Genomic DNA, 15270 nt, shown 5'->3' with positions numbered 1-15270 from the left:
AAGCAAGACGTTCTCAAGAGCTGGAATAGCGTTCCTCGACTGGCTCGCACAAAGCGGTGTACAGAGTCGGTACGACCAGGTAGATGATGCATGTGGCCGCGGTAATGATGCCGGAATCATTCAGGAGCAGGCCGGCCAGCGAACCAGCGATCACTCCGGAGAAGCCTTTGACCAGCAACGGATAATCGCTGGCGAAATGGCGCAGATACTTGTCACTGCGCAGCGCCAGCAGCCCCAAAACGAGCAGGGACACGACAAAAACCCGGCTCCACACGGAAATACGAATCAGCCTGAGATTCATCTCCAGCTTGCGTTCCACGATATGCATCACTTCCGTCCAGTCACCGGACAAAAGCTGGCTTGCGACTCTCGTAATATGAGTCGGCGGCTGGCTGGACAAGAGACTGACAGATGCGAGCAACGCAATACCGACCAGCATGCCTCCTGCGAGCAGCAGGAGGCTTTTTTTGCCTGGGCGCCACCCCTGCAGCCGTATGAGCACGACAGCAAAACCGATCAGTCCCGCCAAGAAACCGCCCGCGTCCGCCCCCCACCCCGGAGCGGCCATATAGGCAAGGACGAGCAGAAAGAGAGGCACGATTACCCACAGAGCAGACTTATTCTCCCGGCCTGGCGCTTTTTCGGCTGTTTTCGAATCGCTCCACTGGTACAAGGCGGCTGCAAAAAGGATGGTGCATCCGATCAGCACTCCTTCGTATTCATTCCCCAATCCGTAAAAACGAGCGCCGATTACCGGGTCATACCCCAGATACGAGCGGCGCATCGCCGGGGCGCCGCTCCAGCCATCGATCAACAGCAGGGCGACTGTCAACCCGGCCACGACCGCAAGCGCTGCCGGCAGCGGCCTTCCCTCCATCAGCCAGGCACCCGCCATCGCTGCCAAAATGAGCACGCCGAGAATGACCGGCGGAAATACCCGCCAACCGGCCAAGCCTTCGAGCAGGAACAGCAGGGGAAACCACAGCATGGAGAGGAGAGCAAGACGCATAGCCCTGCGCCCCCATTGCAGGCTCTCTCCGCTTTTCCCCCTTCCCCAAACCCAGAGAGCGGCCGCTGCCGCCAAAATGACGATCTGCAGCATGACGTAGGTGTAAAGCACAGAACTGCGATTGGCGTAAATATGGTGGATTTGTTCCACCTCATAGGCGAGCTCGCCGATCCCTTTTCCCGTTTCCTTTTTCATGACATGTCCAGCCAGCCCATCCGGCACGGAAACCTGCAGAAAGGCAAGCACTGTCGGGAGAATATCAAGCCCGCTGACCAATCCGGATTGCCTCGTTGTCGCAGAGGTGAGCAGCCCTGCCTCTCCCCCCTTCCAAACAAACACAGGCGGCAGCAGCATTTTGGCTTGTACCGCTTTCTGGTTGGGGACCGGCGAGAGCAGCATCACCATTTGTCCGGGCTTGCGCGACGAAAGCAGCCGGTCAAGAAACCCGCCCAAGTCCTTCAGCACCTGCTCGTACTGTTTGGCAAACCGCTCCGGCGCCATATCGTCGGCTACCTGATACAAGCGCGCCAAATCAGCCAGTTGGATCGAGATCAATCCAGAGGCCGTCTCCCTGTCGATGCTCTGGAGCAAGTAATCGTAGTTCGTTTTAACCCCGTAAGGATAAGAAGGCGCTTGTATCGCCGTTTTGTCCGAAAGATTTCCAAACGGCACCCCACCGCGCTCGTCCATCGCGAACAGAACGGCGTGCCGGGTCCTGATGTCATCGTAGTCTCCGCTCCCGTAGCTGATTACAGACAGATTGTGCCGAGCCAGTGTCTCTCCCAGCAAGCCGATTCGGGAGGTAAACGGCTTGTCTCGATTCTCTGCCTGCAGCCGGTAAATGCCGGGAAAAACGATGCGATAGCGCGCTACAGGCTCCACCTCAGGCGGGCTTACTTCCACCATCCGCTCGCCGGCTGTTTCGTACTTGGAAAGATACTCTTCCGGGTGGTAGGCTGTGCCGCTCCGGTCCGTGTAAAGAGCCTGTCCGCCGCTGCCCATCAACAAATAGGAGTTGGCTGCCGATCTCGCTCCGGGCGAACGGATAGACAGCGCTCCGGCCTCGGCTTTTCTCAGCCAATTATCCACATGTGGATACTTCCTGAGCCGCTCAACATCCTGAAAGGAGAGCCCCTCCACAAACAGCGCTATCACCTGCCGCTTTTGGAGATTCTTCTTTGACTCCACAGCAGCACCTGCGTAATCCTGTCCGAGCTGCGACGACCATAGCAGGACAAATAGTGCGGCGAGCAGCAACCATTTTTTCATCAATCTTCCCCCACTGTTGATAAAATTTTCTGTTTATCCACATATTCCACAGATTCATCCACAGAAAAAACGTGATTTTCCCGGTAAATGCCTCTTGTTATCACCAGTATTCACAGGTGTGGGGAAGACAAACCTCAAAAATTATCCAGAAGCTGTGGATAACGATGAGGAAAAGAAAGACTGCTCCCCCAAGTGAGCAGTCAGGATTATGCGTTTTATGACAAGGGCAGGCCCGGCACACCGTTTAAGTCCAGCCGTGCAAAGCGCCTCTTTTGATACGAAATGTATCCCGCTGCGGCAATCATCGCCGCGTTGTCGGTACATAGGGAGAGCGGCGGGATGACCAGTGGAAGGCCTTCCTCCCCGCATCTTTTCGAGAGTCTTTCCCGCAGCCCGCGATTGGCTGCTACTCCCCCTGCAAGCAATACTTGCCTGGCTCCGTATTCCTTTACCGCACGGATTGTTTTTTCCACAAGCACCTCTGTCACAGAGTCCTGAAAGCTTGCAGCGAGGTCTTGCGGACTGATGCTTTCTCCGCGCTGTGACGCATTGTGCAGCGTGTTGAGTACAGCCGATTTGAGACCGCTGAAGCTGAAATCATAGGAATTCGGCTCCAGCCACGCGCGAGGAAGCGGAATGCTGGGAGTTCCTTCGTGTGCCAAGCGGTCAATGTGCGGACCGCCCGGGTACGGCAGCTGGAGGGCGCGCGCAACCTTGTCGTACGCCTCCCCGGCAGCGTCATCCCGCGTCTCACCTAAAATTTCGTAATGTCCATGCTCTTTCATCCAGACGAGCTCTGTATGCCCCCCGGACACGACCAGAGCGATCAAAGGAAACTCCATCTCCGTGACCAGCCGGTTGGCGTAAATATGGCCGGCAATGTGATGCACCCCGATCAAGGGGATTCCACGGGCATACGAGATCGCCTTTGCGGCAGCTACCCCTACCAGCAGGGCGCCAACCAGGCCCGGTCCGTAGGTGACGGCGATGGCCTGGATGTCATCCAGCGTTTTCCCCGCCTCCTGCAAGGCTTCCTCAATCGTCAGGGTAATGTTCTCCACGTGCCTGCGCGAGGCTACCTCCGGCACGACACCGCCAAACCGCTTGTGTATATCTGCCTGCGAAGCGATGATGTTGGACAGGACTGTCCGGCCGTCCTGAACGACGGAGGCCGAGGTTTCGTCGCAGCTTGTCTCGATCCCCAAAATGTTTACCGGACGACCAGACTGCTGCTGAGCCAGATACGCCTGCTGCACCCGTTCTTCATAGCGTGATGGTTTTCTATTCTTCATGCAATGTCACCCACATTATGAGAGCATCTTCATCGTTATCGGAATAATAACGCTTCCGACGTCCTTGTTCTGTAAAGCCCAGCTTGGTATACATATTCCGCGCCACGGTGTTGGACGGGCGCACTTCCAGCGTCATGCTTCTCGCTCCGAATACATAGGCGAGCCCCATCATCTGCCGCATCAACCGCTCTCCTACCTTTTGCCCGCGGCAATCGGGATGGACGGCCACGTTTGTAATGTGAGCCTCGTCCAGTACAATCCACATCCCGCAATAAGCGATGACCTGGCCATTCATCACGGCTACGACATAGCGGGCATTTGGGTTGATCGTCAGTTCATTGACAAAGGCATCACGCGGCCAAGGTGTCGGAAACGCCAAACGCTCCAATTCCCAGACCGCGTCTACGTCTTCTAGTGTCATAAAGCGGAATTCTATATCGATCTGCTCAGTCATTGCTATTCCTTCACCCCGCATGCGGGGTTTTGGGCCAGCCACTTGGCTTCGGCCTCTGCCAGCTGCAAGTATTCGGGAACCATTTCGTGCGGATGACCACCCTCTGCGAGCTTGCCCAGAGCAGCAAGACCGATGTGGGCAGCTCGCGGATGATTGTGGGTTGCAGGCGCAAAAAGGGCTTGTTCACCCAACTGCTCCGCGATCGTCTCCCGGTGAATGCGCAAATCCTCTCCCATAAACAGAACGCGCTCATTCCCAGCCTGTTCCTTTAACGAAGCGAGCCAATCGCGAAGCAGCACCAACCGCTCTTCGGCTACTACAGACAGTTCCGCCCAGTCTTTTGTCCGGAAGGCCCCTGTATAGACCTGTCCGCGCCTCGCATCGAAGAGCGGGACGATCAAGCCGGAGAAGCCTCGCGCATTCATAGCGACAGCCTCAAGGCTGGAGACGCCGATCACCGGTATTTGAAGCGACCAGGCCATGCTTTTTGCCGTGGCCACACCGATCCGTACACCCGTATAAGAGCCTGGCCCTTTTGCAACTCCGATGCCAGCCAGCTGTTCCGGCAATGTTCCCGTTTCATCCATCAACTCGGAGATCGCGTCCATCAGGCGGACAGAGTGGTTTTTCTGCTGATTCGTCGTCAATTCAGCCAAGATCCTGTCCTCTTCGACTACGGCCACGCTCAACACGAGATTGGATGTATCCATTGCAAGTACCCGCATCACCAATCAATCTCCTCACACAATTTCACATAGCGATCCCCCCGGGGAATCAGTTGAATCCGCCGGGCATCATCGCCTTCCGACCGCAGGATGACAGTCAGCCGTTCCGGCGGCAGCACGTCCTCGATCAGAGAAGCCCACTCCACCACAGTGACGCCTTCCCCAAAAAAATAATCGTCCAGCCCGAGCGAGTCCACGTCCTCTCCCACCCGGTAGACGTCCATATGATACAGCGGCAAACGCCCTTCATATTCCTTGATAATCGTAAAGGTGGGGCTGTTGACTGTTCCTTTCACCTCAAGGCCGCGAGCCAGTCCCTGGGTGAAGGTCGTCTTGCCCGCCCCCAAATCCCCCTCCAGGGCGAGAAAGTCGCCGGGGAGCAAGCGGACACCCAATTTTTCCGCAAAGCGCAAGGTCTCTTCTACGCCTGACGCATTCCATTCGTACTTCATCCTGTCACCCTTTCCTGGCATCGGCCTTGCCAAAATGGTTAAATCCCGCTTTCGCAACCGGCTCCCAGCGCGAATTGCGGTTCATCACTACCGATGGTCCGCCCGCTTCCACCCGCCCGATCACGGTAAACGGGATCCCCTGCTGCGCAAACAGCGCTCCGATCCTTTCTTCTTCCACCGCTTCAATCGTTCCTGCAAGCTGATAGTCTTCTCCTCCGTACAATGCCCAATGGAGAGGATCTTTTCCCTTGTGAGACGCATACATGCGGGTTGTTTCCGCTACCGGGATCAACTCCGCTTCGATCCGCAGACAAACACCGCTGGCTTCGGAAATCTCCCACAATTCAGAAGCAAGTCCGTCACTGACGTCGTTTAGCGCTCCTGGATTCGCAGAGGCTGCCAAAATGCGTCCTGCGGCAACCTGGGCCACCGGTCTCTGGTGAAAAGCAACCAACGGCTGCCACATCTCCTCTACAGCTTCTCCCGTTTTTGCCGTTTGCAACAACAGATCCAGGCCGGCTGCCGACCCGCCTACATGCCCTGTCACAAATACAAGCTGACCAGGCTTCGCTGCTGACCTGAGCAACGCCCGTCCCTTTTCCACCTCACCCATCACCGTGACAGACAGTGAAAGAGCGGCGGGGCTGGACACCGTATCGCCGCCAATCACACGTACGCCGTAGGCCTCGCACGCAGCGTAAATGCCGTCGTAAATCTGCTGACACTCTTTTGCTGTCCAATTTGGCGAGACGGCAATGCTGATCAACGCGTATTTGGGAATGCCCCCCATGGCGGCCACGTCGCTGATGTTGCTGATGACGGCTTTGTAGCCGATGTCGCTCGGGTTCATCGTCTCTTTGAGGAAATGGACAGTCTCTACCATGGCGTCGCAGCAGGCTACCACTTCCCTGTCTGCTGGCAGCGAAAACACCGCCGCGTCATCTCCGATCCCTACGCTAAGCCCGTCGCCTGTTTGGCCGGCGGAGCGGCTCGTCCACCGCCTGATGAGGGAAAACTCGTCGTACGTCACTACTACCGCTCCTTTAGTTTACAGTGCCTTCATTATACCGCCCTGCTTTCAAAGCACGCAAGGAAACGGGCGCACAGCCCGGACAGGCTTTTCCGTGCTGCCGCTGCTCTCCGGCTGCCATCAGCCCTGCTGCTTTGCCGCTGTTTCCAGCTCATACAGCCGCAGCTTTCCTGAACAACGGCCGCAGCGGTAACGGGCCGGATTGATTTTTCGCTTTCGTTTGTACCGCATCTGGCAGGCTTCACACACAAGCTCATAGCGATACGGAAGCCGGGTTCTTCCGCCGCCGACCTCCTGGCAGTAGCGACTTCCCCCCACTTGCTTGAGCAGCTCCTGAAAGTCGCGATCTTTATGCTGGTACCCCTTCTTTTCCAGGTGCAGATGATAGTGGCACAGCTCATGCTTTACGATCCCGATCAGCTCTTCCTCTCCGTGCTGCTCCAGATGGCGAGGGTTGATCTCGATGTCGTGGGAACGAAGCAGGTAACGTCCCCCTGTCGTCCGCAGCCTGCTGTTGAACCTGGCCTGGTGACGGAACGGCCTGGCAAAATACTGTGCAGAGACCGCTTCGACCAGTGCTTGCAACTCCTGATCTGTCATTGTTTTTCTCTCCCCAGCTGAAGCTTGTACCTCGACGATAGCAGTTTTGGTTGAAAAGTGCCAGAGCAATACAGTACACTTATTTGATGAGATCATGAGATTGGTGGGGAAACTGATGCGCTATTTAATCTTGCAGGAACAAACTGGGCTGCGCTTTGTCGCCATGCCGGAATCCCATATGTATCAACTGGTCGCTCTTCTGAAACGGCTTCAAAAGGAGATCGACAAGCTGACCATTGCAGAGCGTCCGCAGCTTCCGACGGTCATCGCGGAATGCGCCGAGCTAGAGCTTCTCTCCGATGCGTTTCAAACAGAAGATGGTCTGGCGTACGTCAGCCGGCTGGAGAGCCATTTCTCCTCTTTGCAGGAAACGGTTTATCCGCTGATCTCGTTGTTGACGGAGATTCGCGCTTTGCAGGCACAGCTTGAATTCCTGCTGGAAGATGAGTAATCTCTTTTCGGAGGCTTTGCGAAGCCTCTAGTACCCAAAGGCCGAAAGTCTCGCTTTCTTACGTGCTTTCACAGTTCTGCTTTGTTGCTATATACGAACAACTGCAAATTACTCGTTTACGAGTCGTGCAAAGAAAAAAGGTACCTCCTGTGTGTTTGCCGCATACATTGCCAATATAGGAATGACACCAGGAGGTACCCTTCATGCCACAATGGATGCGCAGGCAATTGCAGCGTGCCTTCATCGGGAAGGACGTCCGGCAAATTCGATTGCTCAACAGCTGTTGGTTTTTATACTGGGAAAAACACGGCGGCCGCCCTCAATAGGGTGGCCGCCTTTTATATGCTTACAACAGCTTGTTCTATAAATCCTGTGGCGGGATTAAAGTCAATCCGACCCGTTGCCGTTTTTCATCGATATCGACTACCCATACATCCACAATGTCTCCGACGGTCACCACGTCCAACGGGTGTTTGACAAACCCTTTCCGCAAGCGGGAAATGTGGGCCAGGCCGTCATTTTTCAAACCGATATCGATAAACGCCCCGAAATCGACCACGTTTCTTACCGTTCCCTGCAGCTTCATCCCCGGGCTGAGGTCAGAGAGCTGAAGCACGTCGCTGCGCAAAAGCGGCTTGGGCAGCTCGTCGCGCGGGTCACGGCCCGGGCGCAGCAGACTGTCGACGATATCTCGCAGCGTCGGTTCCCCGATTTCCAGCTGCCGGGCAACCGTCGGCACATCGAGTCCCTGCAGCCGTTCTCGGCAGGCTTCGCTGCCAATCTCTTCGGCAGACAGCCCGATCAGGTCCAGCAGCTTGTGTGTAGCCGGGTATGATTCCGGGTGAATCGGCGTTTTGTCCAGCGGATTTTCCCCGTCCATAATCCGCAAGAAGCCTACGCATTGCTCGTAGGTTTTCGCTCCCAGTCTGGGAACTTCTTTGAGTGCGGCCCGGCTCGTAAATTTTCCGGTCTCTTCCCGCTTTTTGACGATGTTCGCCGCCACCTGCTTGCTGATGCCGGACACGTATTGCAGAAGCTGCGGCGACGCCGTATTGACGTCTACGCCTACGTGGTTGACCGCCGACTCGACGACGAATTGCAGGCTTTCCGCCAGGCGCGACTGGGAGACGTCGTGCTGGTACTGTCCGACGCCGACCGACTTGGGATCGATCTTGACCAGCTCGGCCAACGGGTCCTGGAGTCTGCGGGCGATGGAAATCGCGCTTCGTTCCGCGACGTCCAGATCGGGGAACTCCTCCTTGGCAAGTGCAGAAGCAGAGTAAACGGAGGCGCCCGCCTCATTGACGATGATATAGGACAGATCGCCCTTCACTTCCTTCAACACGCCGGCGATAAACTGTTCCGTCTCGCGAGACGCCGTTCCATTTCCGATCGTAATGATCTGTACCCCGTATCGTTTGATCAGTTCCTTTACCTTGGCAGAAGCTTCGGCTACCTTGTTTAACGGAGGAGTCGGATAAATGACCCCTACCTCCAAAAGCTTGCCGGTCTCATCGACGACAGCCAGCTTGCAGCCTGTTCGATAGGCCGGGTCTACCCCAAGCACAACCTTGCCCTTCACAGGCGGCTGCAGGAGCAGATTGCGCAGGTTTTCCGCAAAGATGTGGATCGCCCGCTCTTCGGCGACTTCTGTCAGCTCGTTTCTTACCTCCCGCTCGACAGAAGGCTGGATCAAGCGCTTGTACGCATCCTCCGCCGCTGCCTCCAACCACGGCCGGGCTACCGTCTCCCGCGGAATCAGCTTCCTTTTCAGAAAGAGCAGAATCTCATCGACAGGAGCCTCAACCGACACCTTCAGGATACCTTCGTTTTCTCCGCGGTTAATCGCCAACACGCGATGAGGCGCGGCCTTTTTCAACGGTTCACTGTATGCGTAATACATCTGGTAAATGTTTTTCTCGTCTGCTTCGGCCGCCTTCTGCTCCGATACGAGCGTCCCCTTTTGAAAGGTGCGCTCGCGGGTCCACTGGCGAATCTGGGGATCATCCGACACCTGCTCGGCGATGATGTCCATCGCTCCTTGCAGCGCCTGCTCCGCCGACTCCACCCCTTTTTCCGCGTTTATGTACGCTTCCGCTTCCGCCGCCGGATCTCCCGATTTCGGAAGGGTCAATAGGTAGGAAGCCAATGGCTCCAGTCCCTTCTCCTTGGCCATCGTCGCTCGGGTCCTGCGCTTTTGGCGATACGGCCGGTACAGGTCTTCCACTTCCTGCAGCTTTGCCGCCCGTTCGATCGATGCCTTTAGCTCTTCAGTCAGCTTGCCCTGCTCCTCGATCAGCCGGATTACCTCTTCTTTTCGCACTGACAGGTTGCGCAAGTAGCGAACGCGCTCTTCAATCGCCCGTATCTGGGTCTCATCCAATTGTCCGGTCATTTCCTTGCGGTAACGGGCAATAAACGGCACTGTATTTCCTTCGTCCAAAAGGGCGATGGTCCGCTCTACCTGATGCCTCTTGATTTCCGTCTCCTGAGCGATCGTCTGGATCATCAACGTTAGGTCCATATTCTACCTCCTGCGCTCATCTACGTGGTTATTGTACCACAACACCCATCTCGCCACCGGCAAAAATATGTCTGGAACCAAGCGGGCATCTCCGCTCTTCCCGGCTCTCGGGAGGACAGGTGCCCCTTTGACATTCACCGGCTATTCCGGGCAGCGCAATGCAAAAAATCCCGGGATGTGAAGCTGACAAAAAAAGCGGAGGATGCATGCACCCCCGCTTGTCATTTACGTTGTATATTCCTGCTGATCGGTCCGAAGAACTTCCCGCAGCTTGCCCAGTGCCCTCCGCTGCAGCCTGGAGACGTGCATCTGGGACATGCCGAGGAGTTCTCCCGCCTGCTTTTGACTCAAATTTTGATAAAAAGTAAGATGTATGATTTCTTTTTCCCGATGGTCGAGTGCATGAAGCGCCCGGTCGAGCAGCATGTGCTGATCGATGCGATCATAGCCGCTGTCTTCCGAACCGATCAAATCAAACAGGGTAATGGTATTGCCGTCGCTATCCGCCTCCAGTTCGCTGTCCATGGAAAGGGAATGATAGCTCCGTCCCATCTCCAGCGTTTCCAGAACCTCTTCTTCGCTGACGCCCAAATACGCCGAAATATCTGCAATCTGCGGGGAGCGCTGGAGCTTGATGGTCAATTCGTCCACCACCCGCTTGATTTTCGGGCTCAGCTCTTTTACCCTGCGGGGAACATGGACACTCCAGGTCTTGTCCCGTATGAATCGTTTCATTTCTCCGACAATAGTCGGAACAGCAAAGCTCTCAAAGGAGCGGCCAAATGCGGGATCAAACCGCCTGAGAGAAGCTAAAAGTCCGATCATCCCTACCTGAACCAGATCTTCATAAGGGATCTGTCCCCGAACAAACTTTTTGGCAAGGGACTCTACCAAAGACGTATAGGCTTCGACCAATTCTCCTTGAAGGACACTGTCTCCCGTCTCGCGATATTCATTGACCAGCCTGACCAACTCATCTCGACTATGCTTAGGCTTCCGAGACTGCCCGGTCATCGCAAGACACCTCATCCCGCTGCAAGTACTTGGTCATTGTCACTGTCACTCCATCATTGCTGCTCACTTGCACTTCGTCCATTACGGAGTGAATCAGATACAGTCCCAAGCCACCTTCCTTCACTTCGTCAATATCTACATCAGGACGGATCGGTGCCGGTGCTTCCTGTCTATCCTCCAACGGGAGGCCCTTTCCTTTATCCCTTACTTCCACCACAAGCCGATCAGCAAGGAGCCAGCATGAAAGGCGCAGTTGGTCATTTCCTTGCGGGCAATCGTAGGCGTGTTCGACTACATTGGTGCACGCTTCCGCCACCGCGAGCTTGATGTCTTCGATATCTTCATACGGGATTCCCATCCGGTTGGCAATCCCCGAAACAGTTAGGCGGGCAATGCTGACATACTCCGCTCGAGCTGGCAGCGTCAATGTAATCACATCTGCCTCCGGTCTCTGACCCATTATTCGCTCTCTCCTTTGTGAGGCACCATTCTTTCATACAAGCCGGTTATACGAAAAAGCCGTTCCACACGAGGCGACAGATTCTGCACAGCAAGCTCACAGCCTGTCTGCTTGCAGGCCTTCATTGCAGCAACAAAGGTACCGATTCCCGTGCTGTCGATATACTCTACCGCACTCAGATCAACAGCAACCCGCTTTACCTCTGGCCGATTTACCAAACAGAGCAGCAAGTCCCTCAGCTTCGATACGGTATACGCATCGATTTCCCCTTCCAGGTACAGCAAATGTTGGCCGTCCTGGCTGTTCTCTCTGATCATAAGCTCCATTCTGTTTCTCCTCCCTTGCTTGCCTTACGTTCTCCGAAGCACAATCATGGTGTAATCATCCGGCAGTTCAAATTGAGAGAGAAGCAACAGTCTGCGGTACAGATGGTTAGCCATCTCCTGTGCAGACGCACTCGTTTCCTCCTCCAGGAGAGAGACGAGTTCTTCTCTTTGTATGTAATATCGGCCAATCTTTCGTTCCGTTACACCATCTGTCAGAAGGATCAGAAAATCTCCGGGCTCCAAATAAATCTCACGTTCTTCGTATTCGCTGCCCGCCGCAATGCCTAAAGCCGTCCCGCAACCCTCCAGATCGAAAAATCGGTTCTCCCGAGCCCGATACAAAAATCCGGGCTCCTGGCCCGCTGTAGCGTAGCGAAACACGTGCTGAGCCGTGTTATAGCGGCCAAATTGCATGGTTACAAACATGCATGGGTCGATATTTCGTTCAACAACGCTGTTTAAATGTCTCAGCATGTTGCCCGGAGCAAGCTTCATCTCTCCCAGGCTGTCCATCGCGTACCTGAGCATCGACATACACATCGCAGCGGGGATGCCTTTTCCGGTGATATCCGCAATGGCAACAGTGAACTCACTTTTGCTTTCACAGAGGAAATGATAAAAATCTCCGCTCATTTCCTTGGCCGGAATACTGATCATGCCAATGTCTACATTCGGATATTGCGGAAGCGTTTCTGGCAGCAGCGTCTGCTGCATTGCGGTCGCGATGGCGATTTCAGCCTGCAGCTGTTGATGGCGGCTTCGCCAGCTGTCAAAGGAGCGGTAGGCATTGCCGTACTCGATCATGATTTCGGTGAGAATTTGAAAGGAATCTTGTATAAACTCCGGTACATCTCCCAAATGCTCCAGAACGTTTGCGTGCATATCGGTTACTTCCTCAGGAGAAATATTCCGTGAGAGCAGCCACTTTCCCAGTTGTTGAGCCAGGTATAGCTGGTCTTCTCGCTTTCCTTTCAGATAATCGCGCACGATCCGCGTGTATATGTCCTCATTTTCCTGACTCATGAACAGGCGTCATCTCCCCTCGTTCCCTTACCGCCATTTAATGACGACAACCTGTGTCCCCTCTCCCGGACTGCTCTCCAAAGAAAACTCGTCCATCATACGTTTCACGCCTGGCAATCCTGCTCCAAGCGCCCCGGAAGTGGAGTACCCGTCCTCCAGCGCTTTTCGCACGTCTTCTATGCCAGGTCCAGAGTCAGATGCGATGATCCTAAGTCCGACACGTTCGCCCTCCTCGAGAGGCTCTATCAATACGTTTCCGTGACCGGCATAAAGGAAAATGTTCCGTGCCAGCTCGGAAATCGTAGTGGCAATCCGCGATTGCATGATCGTCCCAAACCCCAGGCTTTTCGACAAGTTTCGACCTATTTGTCTAGCTGTGACTATATCTGCCTCTGAATATATCGTTATGTTATATGAATGAAGCCCTGTCACAACAAGAAACTCCTTCCATCGACGAGCTTTTCAGCAGTCGGTTAAACATGCAAAACGTGTCACTTTTTGTCTTTTTTCTTGTACACCATTCGATGCCAGGGCGCAAAATCCCTGCAATCACAGCAAAAAAACCACTGGCTATCCAAGTGGTTTTTCTTTCCTGCTCGTAATATTACCATTCCTTATTTAAAAGTCAATGATTCCCAGGCTAATTTGCAGCGATTCATTGACTCGATCCATCATCTCGTCGTCCAGATGAGTGATCTTATCGGTCAGTCTTTGCTTGTCAATGGTTCTAATCTGTTCTAACAAGATGACGGAGTCACGATCAAATCCATACATTTTTGCGTCAATCTCTACATGCGTCGGCAGTTTTGCTTTTTGAATCTGCGCTGTGATGGCAGCGACGATGACCGTCGGACTAAATCGATTGCCAATATCGTTTTGGATGACTAATACGGGTCGCACGCCTCCCTGCTCGGAGCCGACGACCGGTGACAGGTCAGCGAAAAATACATCGCCCCGTTTGACAATCACATGTCACACCCCGCTAACTAAGCGGACAAGAGTATGGTCAGCCTCTTCTTCAGCGCCGAATGCCTCCGATGCCATTTTCAAGTTGATTTTCGCCATTTCCATGTACCCTTTTTGCATGGTTTCGCGAATGACGCGCTTTTTGCGCTCCTTCAGATACAGGTGCATCGCTTGGCGAATAAACTCGCTGCGATTGGATTTTTCTTTTTGAATTACGCCGTCCACTTCCTGAAGCAAGTGTTGTGGCAGGCTGATCATGATGCGTTTCGTGTTTGACTTGGACAAGACAAATCCACCTCCAACCATGACCGTAACATCCGCAGTGCTTGTTACCACTTACCAGTATGGGTCACTACCATTATGTCGAACCATTTGCAAAAATATACCTGTCCGGTCGCTTCGGGAATAACCCGATTTTGCGCTTTACTAGTATTCGTGCTTTGCTCCAAAATTCCTGCCTGCTTTTTGCTGCTAGTTATTGACACTTTGTGCTGGCGCATGTGTCATCGTCAACGGATGAAACACCTCCGACACTTTCCCGTCTTTGCGATAAACACGCGGAAGCCGGTAATTCAGCATGCACGGAATCTCATAATTGATGGTCCCCACGAGCTCAGCTACTTCGTCCAATGAAATTTCTTCCGTTCCCAGGCGACCGTAGAGCACTACTTCGTCGCCTACCTTCGCGGAAGCGCCATTCAGCCTGACCATGATCTGGTCCATGCACACCCTGCCGACAATGGGAGAACGTCTGCCCTCGTGCAGAACAAAGCCGCGATTGGACAACGACCTGGAGAAGCCGTCTGCATAGCCGATCGGGAGCGTGGCGATTGTTTCACCTGGCTTGGCGGTGTACGTAGCTCCATAGCTTACCGTCATTGCTTCCGCTGCCGTTTTCACATGGGAAATGCGAGTTTTCAGGGACAACGCCGGCACCAGCTTCACCTGTGCCCGCTGCTTCAAAAACGGAGAAGGATATAACCCGTATAAACCTATGCCCAAACGGATCGTATCATACCCCCATTCAGGAAAGACAATCGCGGCGGCCGTATTGCAGCAGTGCACGCGCGGAAGCGTTTTTCCCGCCTCGCGAAGGGCGGCCAGCAGCTCCTGAAATTGCTGGTGCTGACGTCTGACATGTGTTGTATCTTCTTCATCCGCACAGGCGAAGTGGGTAAATATTCCTGTCCAATCAAGGAACGGACTTTGCTCCAAGGCTCTCACGACGTGAAGAAGCTCCTCGGCTGTACGCACTCCGAGTCTTCCCATGCCGGTATCCGTTTTGATATGGATCCCGATCGGCTTTGCACCGGCTTGCTCGATCCGCTCGTTCGCCTGTATGATCCAGTCGGCATGGTAAGCGGTCAGTTCAATTCCGAGCCGGCTGGCAGTTTCGACAGAGTCGACCGGGGTATAGCCGAGAACAAGGACAGGGGCAGTAATTCCCGCCTCGCGCAACACGACTGCCTCGTCCAGCATGGCTACCGCCAGTGAATCGGCGCCGCTCCGCAATGCCTGCTGGCCTACATGCACGGCCCCGTGCCCGTATCCATCCGCTTTGACTACGGCCATAATCCCCGTTGTTTCAGGAATATGCCGACGAAAGCTTGCTACATTGGCCGAAATGGCGTCCAGATCTACCTCTACCCACGTGTCGCGACAAAACGGTTTCATT

Annotated in this window: 18 protein-coding genes; 2 read left to right on the top strand and 16 right to left on the bottom strand. The window is 54.5% G+C overall.

All coding sequences use genetic code 11. The annotated features are described in order from the left end of the window. Window positions 1-13: 13 nt before the first annotated feature. The 7 genes from NST37_RS03140 to NST37_RS03110 form a co-directional block, all read right to left on the bottom strand. The gene (locus tag NST37_RS03140) at window positions 14-2278 is read right to left on the bottom strand and encodes a hypothetical protein (protein WP_339186243.1); all 2265 of its coding nucleotides are present in this window, start codon (window positions 2276-2278) and stop codon (window positions 14-16) included. 215 nt (window positions 2279-2493) lie between these two features. Next, window positions 2494-3570 (bottom strand): tRNA (adenosine(37)-N6)-threonylcarbamoyltransferase complex transferase subunit TsaD, encoded by a 1077-nt coding sequence (gene tsaD / locus NST37_RS03135; protein WP_172920591.1) that lies wholly within the window; start codon window positions 3568-3570, stop codon window positions 2494-2496. Beyond that, entirely contained in the window at window positions 3560-4024 is a 465-nt protein-coding gene (gene rimI / locus NST37_RS03130) for a ribosomal protein S18-alanine N-acetyltransferase (RefSeq protein ID WP_003389771.1), read from the bottom strand. Before rimI ends, tsaD begins: the two co-directional genes overlap by 11 nt. 2 nt (window positions 4025-4026) lie before the next feature. Then, window positions 4027-4749 (bottom strand): tRNA (adenosine(37)-N6)-threonylcarbamoyltransferase complex dimerization subunit type 1 TsaB, encoded by a 723-nt coding sequence (gene tsaB / locus NST37_RS03125; RefSeq protein WP_003389772.1) that lies wholly within the window; start codon window positions 4747-4749, stop codon window positions 4027-4029. Then, window positions 4749-5201: a tRNA (adenosine(37)-N6)-threonylcarbamoyltransferase complex ATPase subunit type 1 TsaE gene (gene tsaE / locus NST37_RS03120; protein ID WP_081924360.1), complete on the bottom strand. Its 453-nt coding sequence runs from the start codon at window positions 5199-5201 to the stop codon at window positions 4749-4751. The genes tsaB and tsaE overlap by 1 nt, the downstream gene beginning before the upstream one ends. 4 nt (window positions 5202-5205) lie before the next feature. Beyond that, entirely contained in the window at window positions 5206-6231 is a 1026-nt protein-coding gene (gene thiL, locus NST37_RS03115; RefSeq protein WP_122958044.1) for a thiamine-phosphate kinase, read from the bottom strand. A gap of 120 nt (window positions 6232-6351) precedes the next feature. After that, a complete protein-coding gene (locus NST37_RS03110; RefSeq protein WP_024985088.1) occupies window positions 6352-6831 on the bottom strand; it encodes a SprT family protein in 480 nt (159 codons plus the stop codon). Window positions 6832-6946: 115 nt separating this feature from the next. Between NST37_RS03110 and NST37_RS03105 the strand changes: the two genes are divergently transcribed. Both NST37_RS03105 and cmpA read left to right on the top strand, forming a co-directional pair. Continuing rightward, window positions 6947-7282, top strand: coding sequence for a hypothetical protein (locus NST37_RS03105; protein WP_003389776.1), 336 nt, complete (start codon window positions 6947-6949; stop codon window positions 7280-7282). Between the two features lie 203 nt (window positions 7283-7485). Then, window positions 7486-7608, top strand: coding sequence for a cortex morphogenetic protein CmpA (gene cmpA, locus NST37_RS03100; protein WP_003389777.1), 123 nt, complete (start codon window positions 7486-7488; stop codon window positions 7606-7608). Window positions 7609-7643: 35 nt separating this feature from the next. Here the strand turns inward: cmpA and NST37_RS03095 are convergent, their stop codons facing one another. From NST37_RS03095 to alr, 9 genes are all read right to left on the bottom strand, one after another. Further along, on the bottom strand, window positions 7644-9806 hold the full coding sequence (locus NST37_RS03095; protein ID WP_339186239.1) for a Tex family protein: 2163 nt from the start codon (window positions 9804-9806) through the stop codon (window positions 7644-7646). A 225-nt stretch (window positions 9807-10031) separates the two neighbouring features. Next, window positions 10032-10820 carry an RNA polymerase sigma factor SigB gene (sigB, locus tag NST37_RS03090; RefSeq protein ID WP_003389779.1) on the bottom strand — a complete coding sequence of 263 codons (789 nt, stop codon included), beginning with the start codon at window positions 10818-10820 and terminating at the stop codon, window positions 10032-10034. Next, the gene (gene rsbW / locus NST37_RS03085; protein ID WP_339186238.1) at window positions 10795-11280 is read right to left on the bottom strand and encodes an anti-sigma B factor RsbW; all 486 of its coding nucleotides are present in this window, start codon (window positions 11278-11280) and stop codon (window positions 10795-10797) included. Before rsbW ends, sigB begins: the two co-directional genes overlap by 26 nt. Beyond that, on the bottom strand, window positions 11280-11606 hold the full coding sequence (locus tag NST37_RS03080) for an STAS domain-containing protein (protein ID WP_003389782.1): 327 nt from the start codon (window positions 11604-11606) through the stop codon (window positions 11280-11282). Before NST37_RS03080 ends, rsbW begins: the two co-directional genes overlap by 1 nt. Before the next feature lie 24 nt (window positions 11607-11630). Next, window positions 11631-12629 (bottom strand): PP2C family protein-serine/threonine phosphatase, encoded by a 999-nt coding sequence (locus NST37_RS03075; RefSeq protein ID WP_003389783.1) that lies wholly within the window; start codon window positions 12627-12629, stop codon window positions 11631-11633. 27 nt (window positions 12630-12656) lie between these two features. After that, entirely contained in the window at window positions 12657-13037 is a 381-nt protein-coding gene (locus NST37_RS03070; RefSeq protein WP_327926871.1) for an anti-sigma regulatory factor, read from the bottom strand. A gap of 210 nt (window positions 13038-13247) precedes the next feature. After that, window positions 13248-13598, bottom strand: coding sequence for a type II toxin-antitoxin system PemK/MazF family toxin (locus tag NST37_RS03065; protein ID WP_003389786.1), 351 nt, complete (start codon window positions 13596-13598; stop codon window positions 13248-13250). Window positions 13599-13601: 3 nt separating this feature from the next. Continuing rightward, complete coding sequence (locus tag NST37_RS03060; RefSeq protein WP_024985091.1) at window positions 13602-13901, bottom strand: CopG family ribbon-helix-helix protein; 300 nt, start codon at window positions 13899-13901, stop codon at window positions 13602-13604. A 165-nt stretch (window positions 13902-14066) separates the two neighbouring features. Beyond that, window positions 14067-15269 carry an alanine racemase gene (alr, locus tag NST37_RS03055; RefSeq protein WP_024985092.1) on the bottom strand — a complete coding sequence of 401 codons (1203 nt, stop codon included), beginning with the start codon at window positions 15267-15269 and terminating at the stop codon, window positions 14067-14069. Between the last annotated feature and the right edge of the window lies 1 nt (window position 15270).

It is taken from the genome of Brevibacillus sp. FSL K6-6036 (assembly GCF_037964015.1).
Taxonomy (GTDB): Bacteria; Bacillota; Bacilli; order Brevibacillales; family Brevibacillaceae; genus Brevibacillus; species Brevibacillus borstelensis.
This window is presented reverse-complemented; position numbering and strand designations above follow the sequence as displayed.

What these genes read in the sequence shown, in the direction of transcription:
- NST37_RS03105 (WP_003389776.1), top strand. Translation starts at nt 6,947, where the DNA reads ATGCGCTATTTAATCTTGCAGGAACAAACTGGGCTGCGCTTTGTCGCC.
- rsbW (WP_339186238.1), bottom strand. Translation starts at nt 11,280, where the DNA reads ATGGGTCAGAGACCGGAGGCAGATGTGATTACATTGACGCTGCCAGCT.
- sigB (WP_003389779.1), bottom strand. Translation starts at nt 10,820, where the DNA reads ATGACCGGGCAGTCTCGGAAGCCTAAGCATAGTCGAGATGAGTTGGTC.
- NST37_RS03060 (WP_024985091.1), bottom strand. Translation starts at nt 13,901, where the DNA reads ATGGTTGGAGGTGGATTTGTCTTGTCCAAGTCAAACACGAAACGCATC.
- tsaB (WP_003389772.1), bottom strand. Translation starts at nt 4,749, where the DNA reads ATGCGGGTACTTGCAATGGATACATCCAATCTCGTGTTGAGCGTGGCC.
- NST37_RS03140 (WP_339186243.1), bottom strand. Translation starts at nt 2,278, where the DNA reads ATGAAAAAATGGTTGCTGCTCGCCGCACTATTTGTCCTGCTATGGTCG.
- rimI (WP_003389771.1), bottom strand. Translation starts at nt 4,024, where the DNA reads ATGACTGAGCAGATCGATATAGAATTCCGCTTTATGACACTAGAAGAC.
- NST37_RS03095 (WP_339186239.1), bottom strand. Translation starts at nt 9,806, where the DNA reads ATGGACCTAACGTTGATGATCCAGACGATCGCTCAGGAGACGGAAATC.
- tsaE (WP_081924360.1), bottom strand. Translation starts at nt 5,201, where the DNA reads ATGAAGTACGAATGGAATGCGTCAGGCGTAGAAGAGACCTTGCGCTTT.
- cmpA (WP_003389777.1), top strand. Translation starts at nt 7,486, where the DNA reads ATGCCACAATGGATGCGCAGGCAATTGCAGCGTGCCTTCATCGGGAAG.
- NST37_RS03080 (WP_003389782.1), bottom strand. Translation starts at nt 11,606, where the DNA reads ATGGAGCTTATGATCAGAGAGAACAGCCAGGACGGCCAACATTTGCTG.
- tsaD (WP_172920591.1), bottom strand. Translation starts at nt 3,570, where the DNA reads ATGAAGAATAGAAAACCATCACGCTATGAAGAACGGGTGCAGCAGGCG.
- alr (WP_024985092.1), bottom strand. Translation starts at nt 15,269, where the DNA reads ATGAAACCGTTTTGTCGCGACACGTGGGTAGAGGTAGATCTGGACGCC.
- NST37_RS03110 (WP_024985088.1), bottom strand. Translation starts at nt 6,831, where the DNA reads ATGACAGATCAGGAGTTGCAAGCACTGGTCGAAGCGGTCTCTGCACAG.
- NST37_RS03075 (WP_003389783.1), bottom strand. Translation starts at nt 12,629, where the DNA reads ATGAGTCAGGAAAATGAGGACATATACACGCGGATCGTGCGCGATTAT.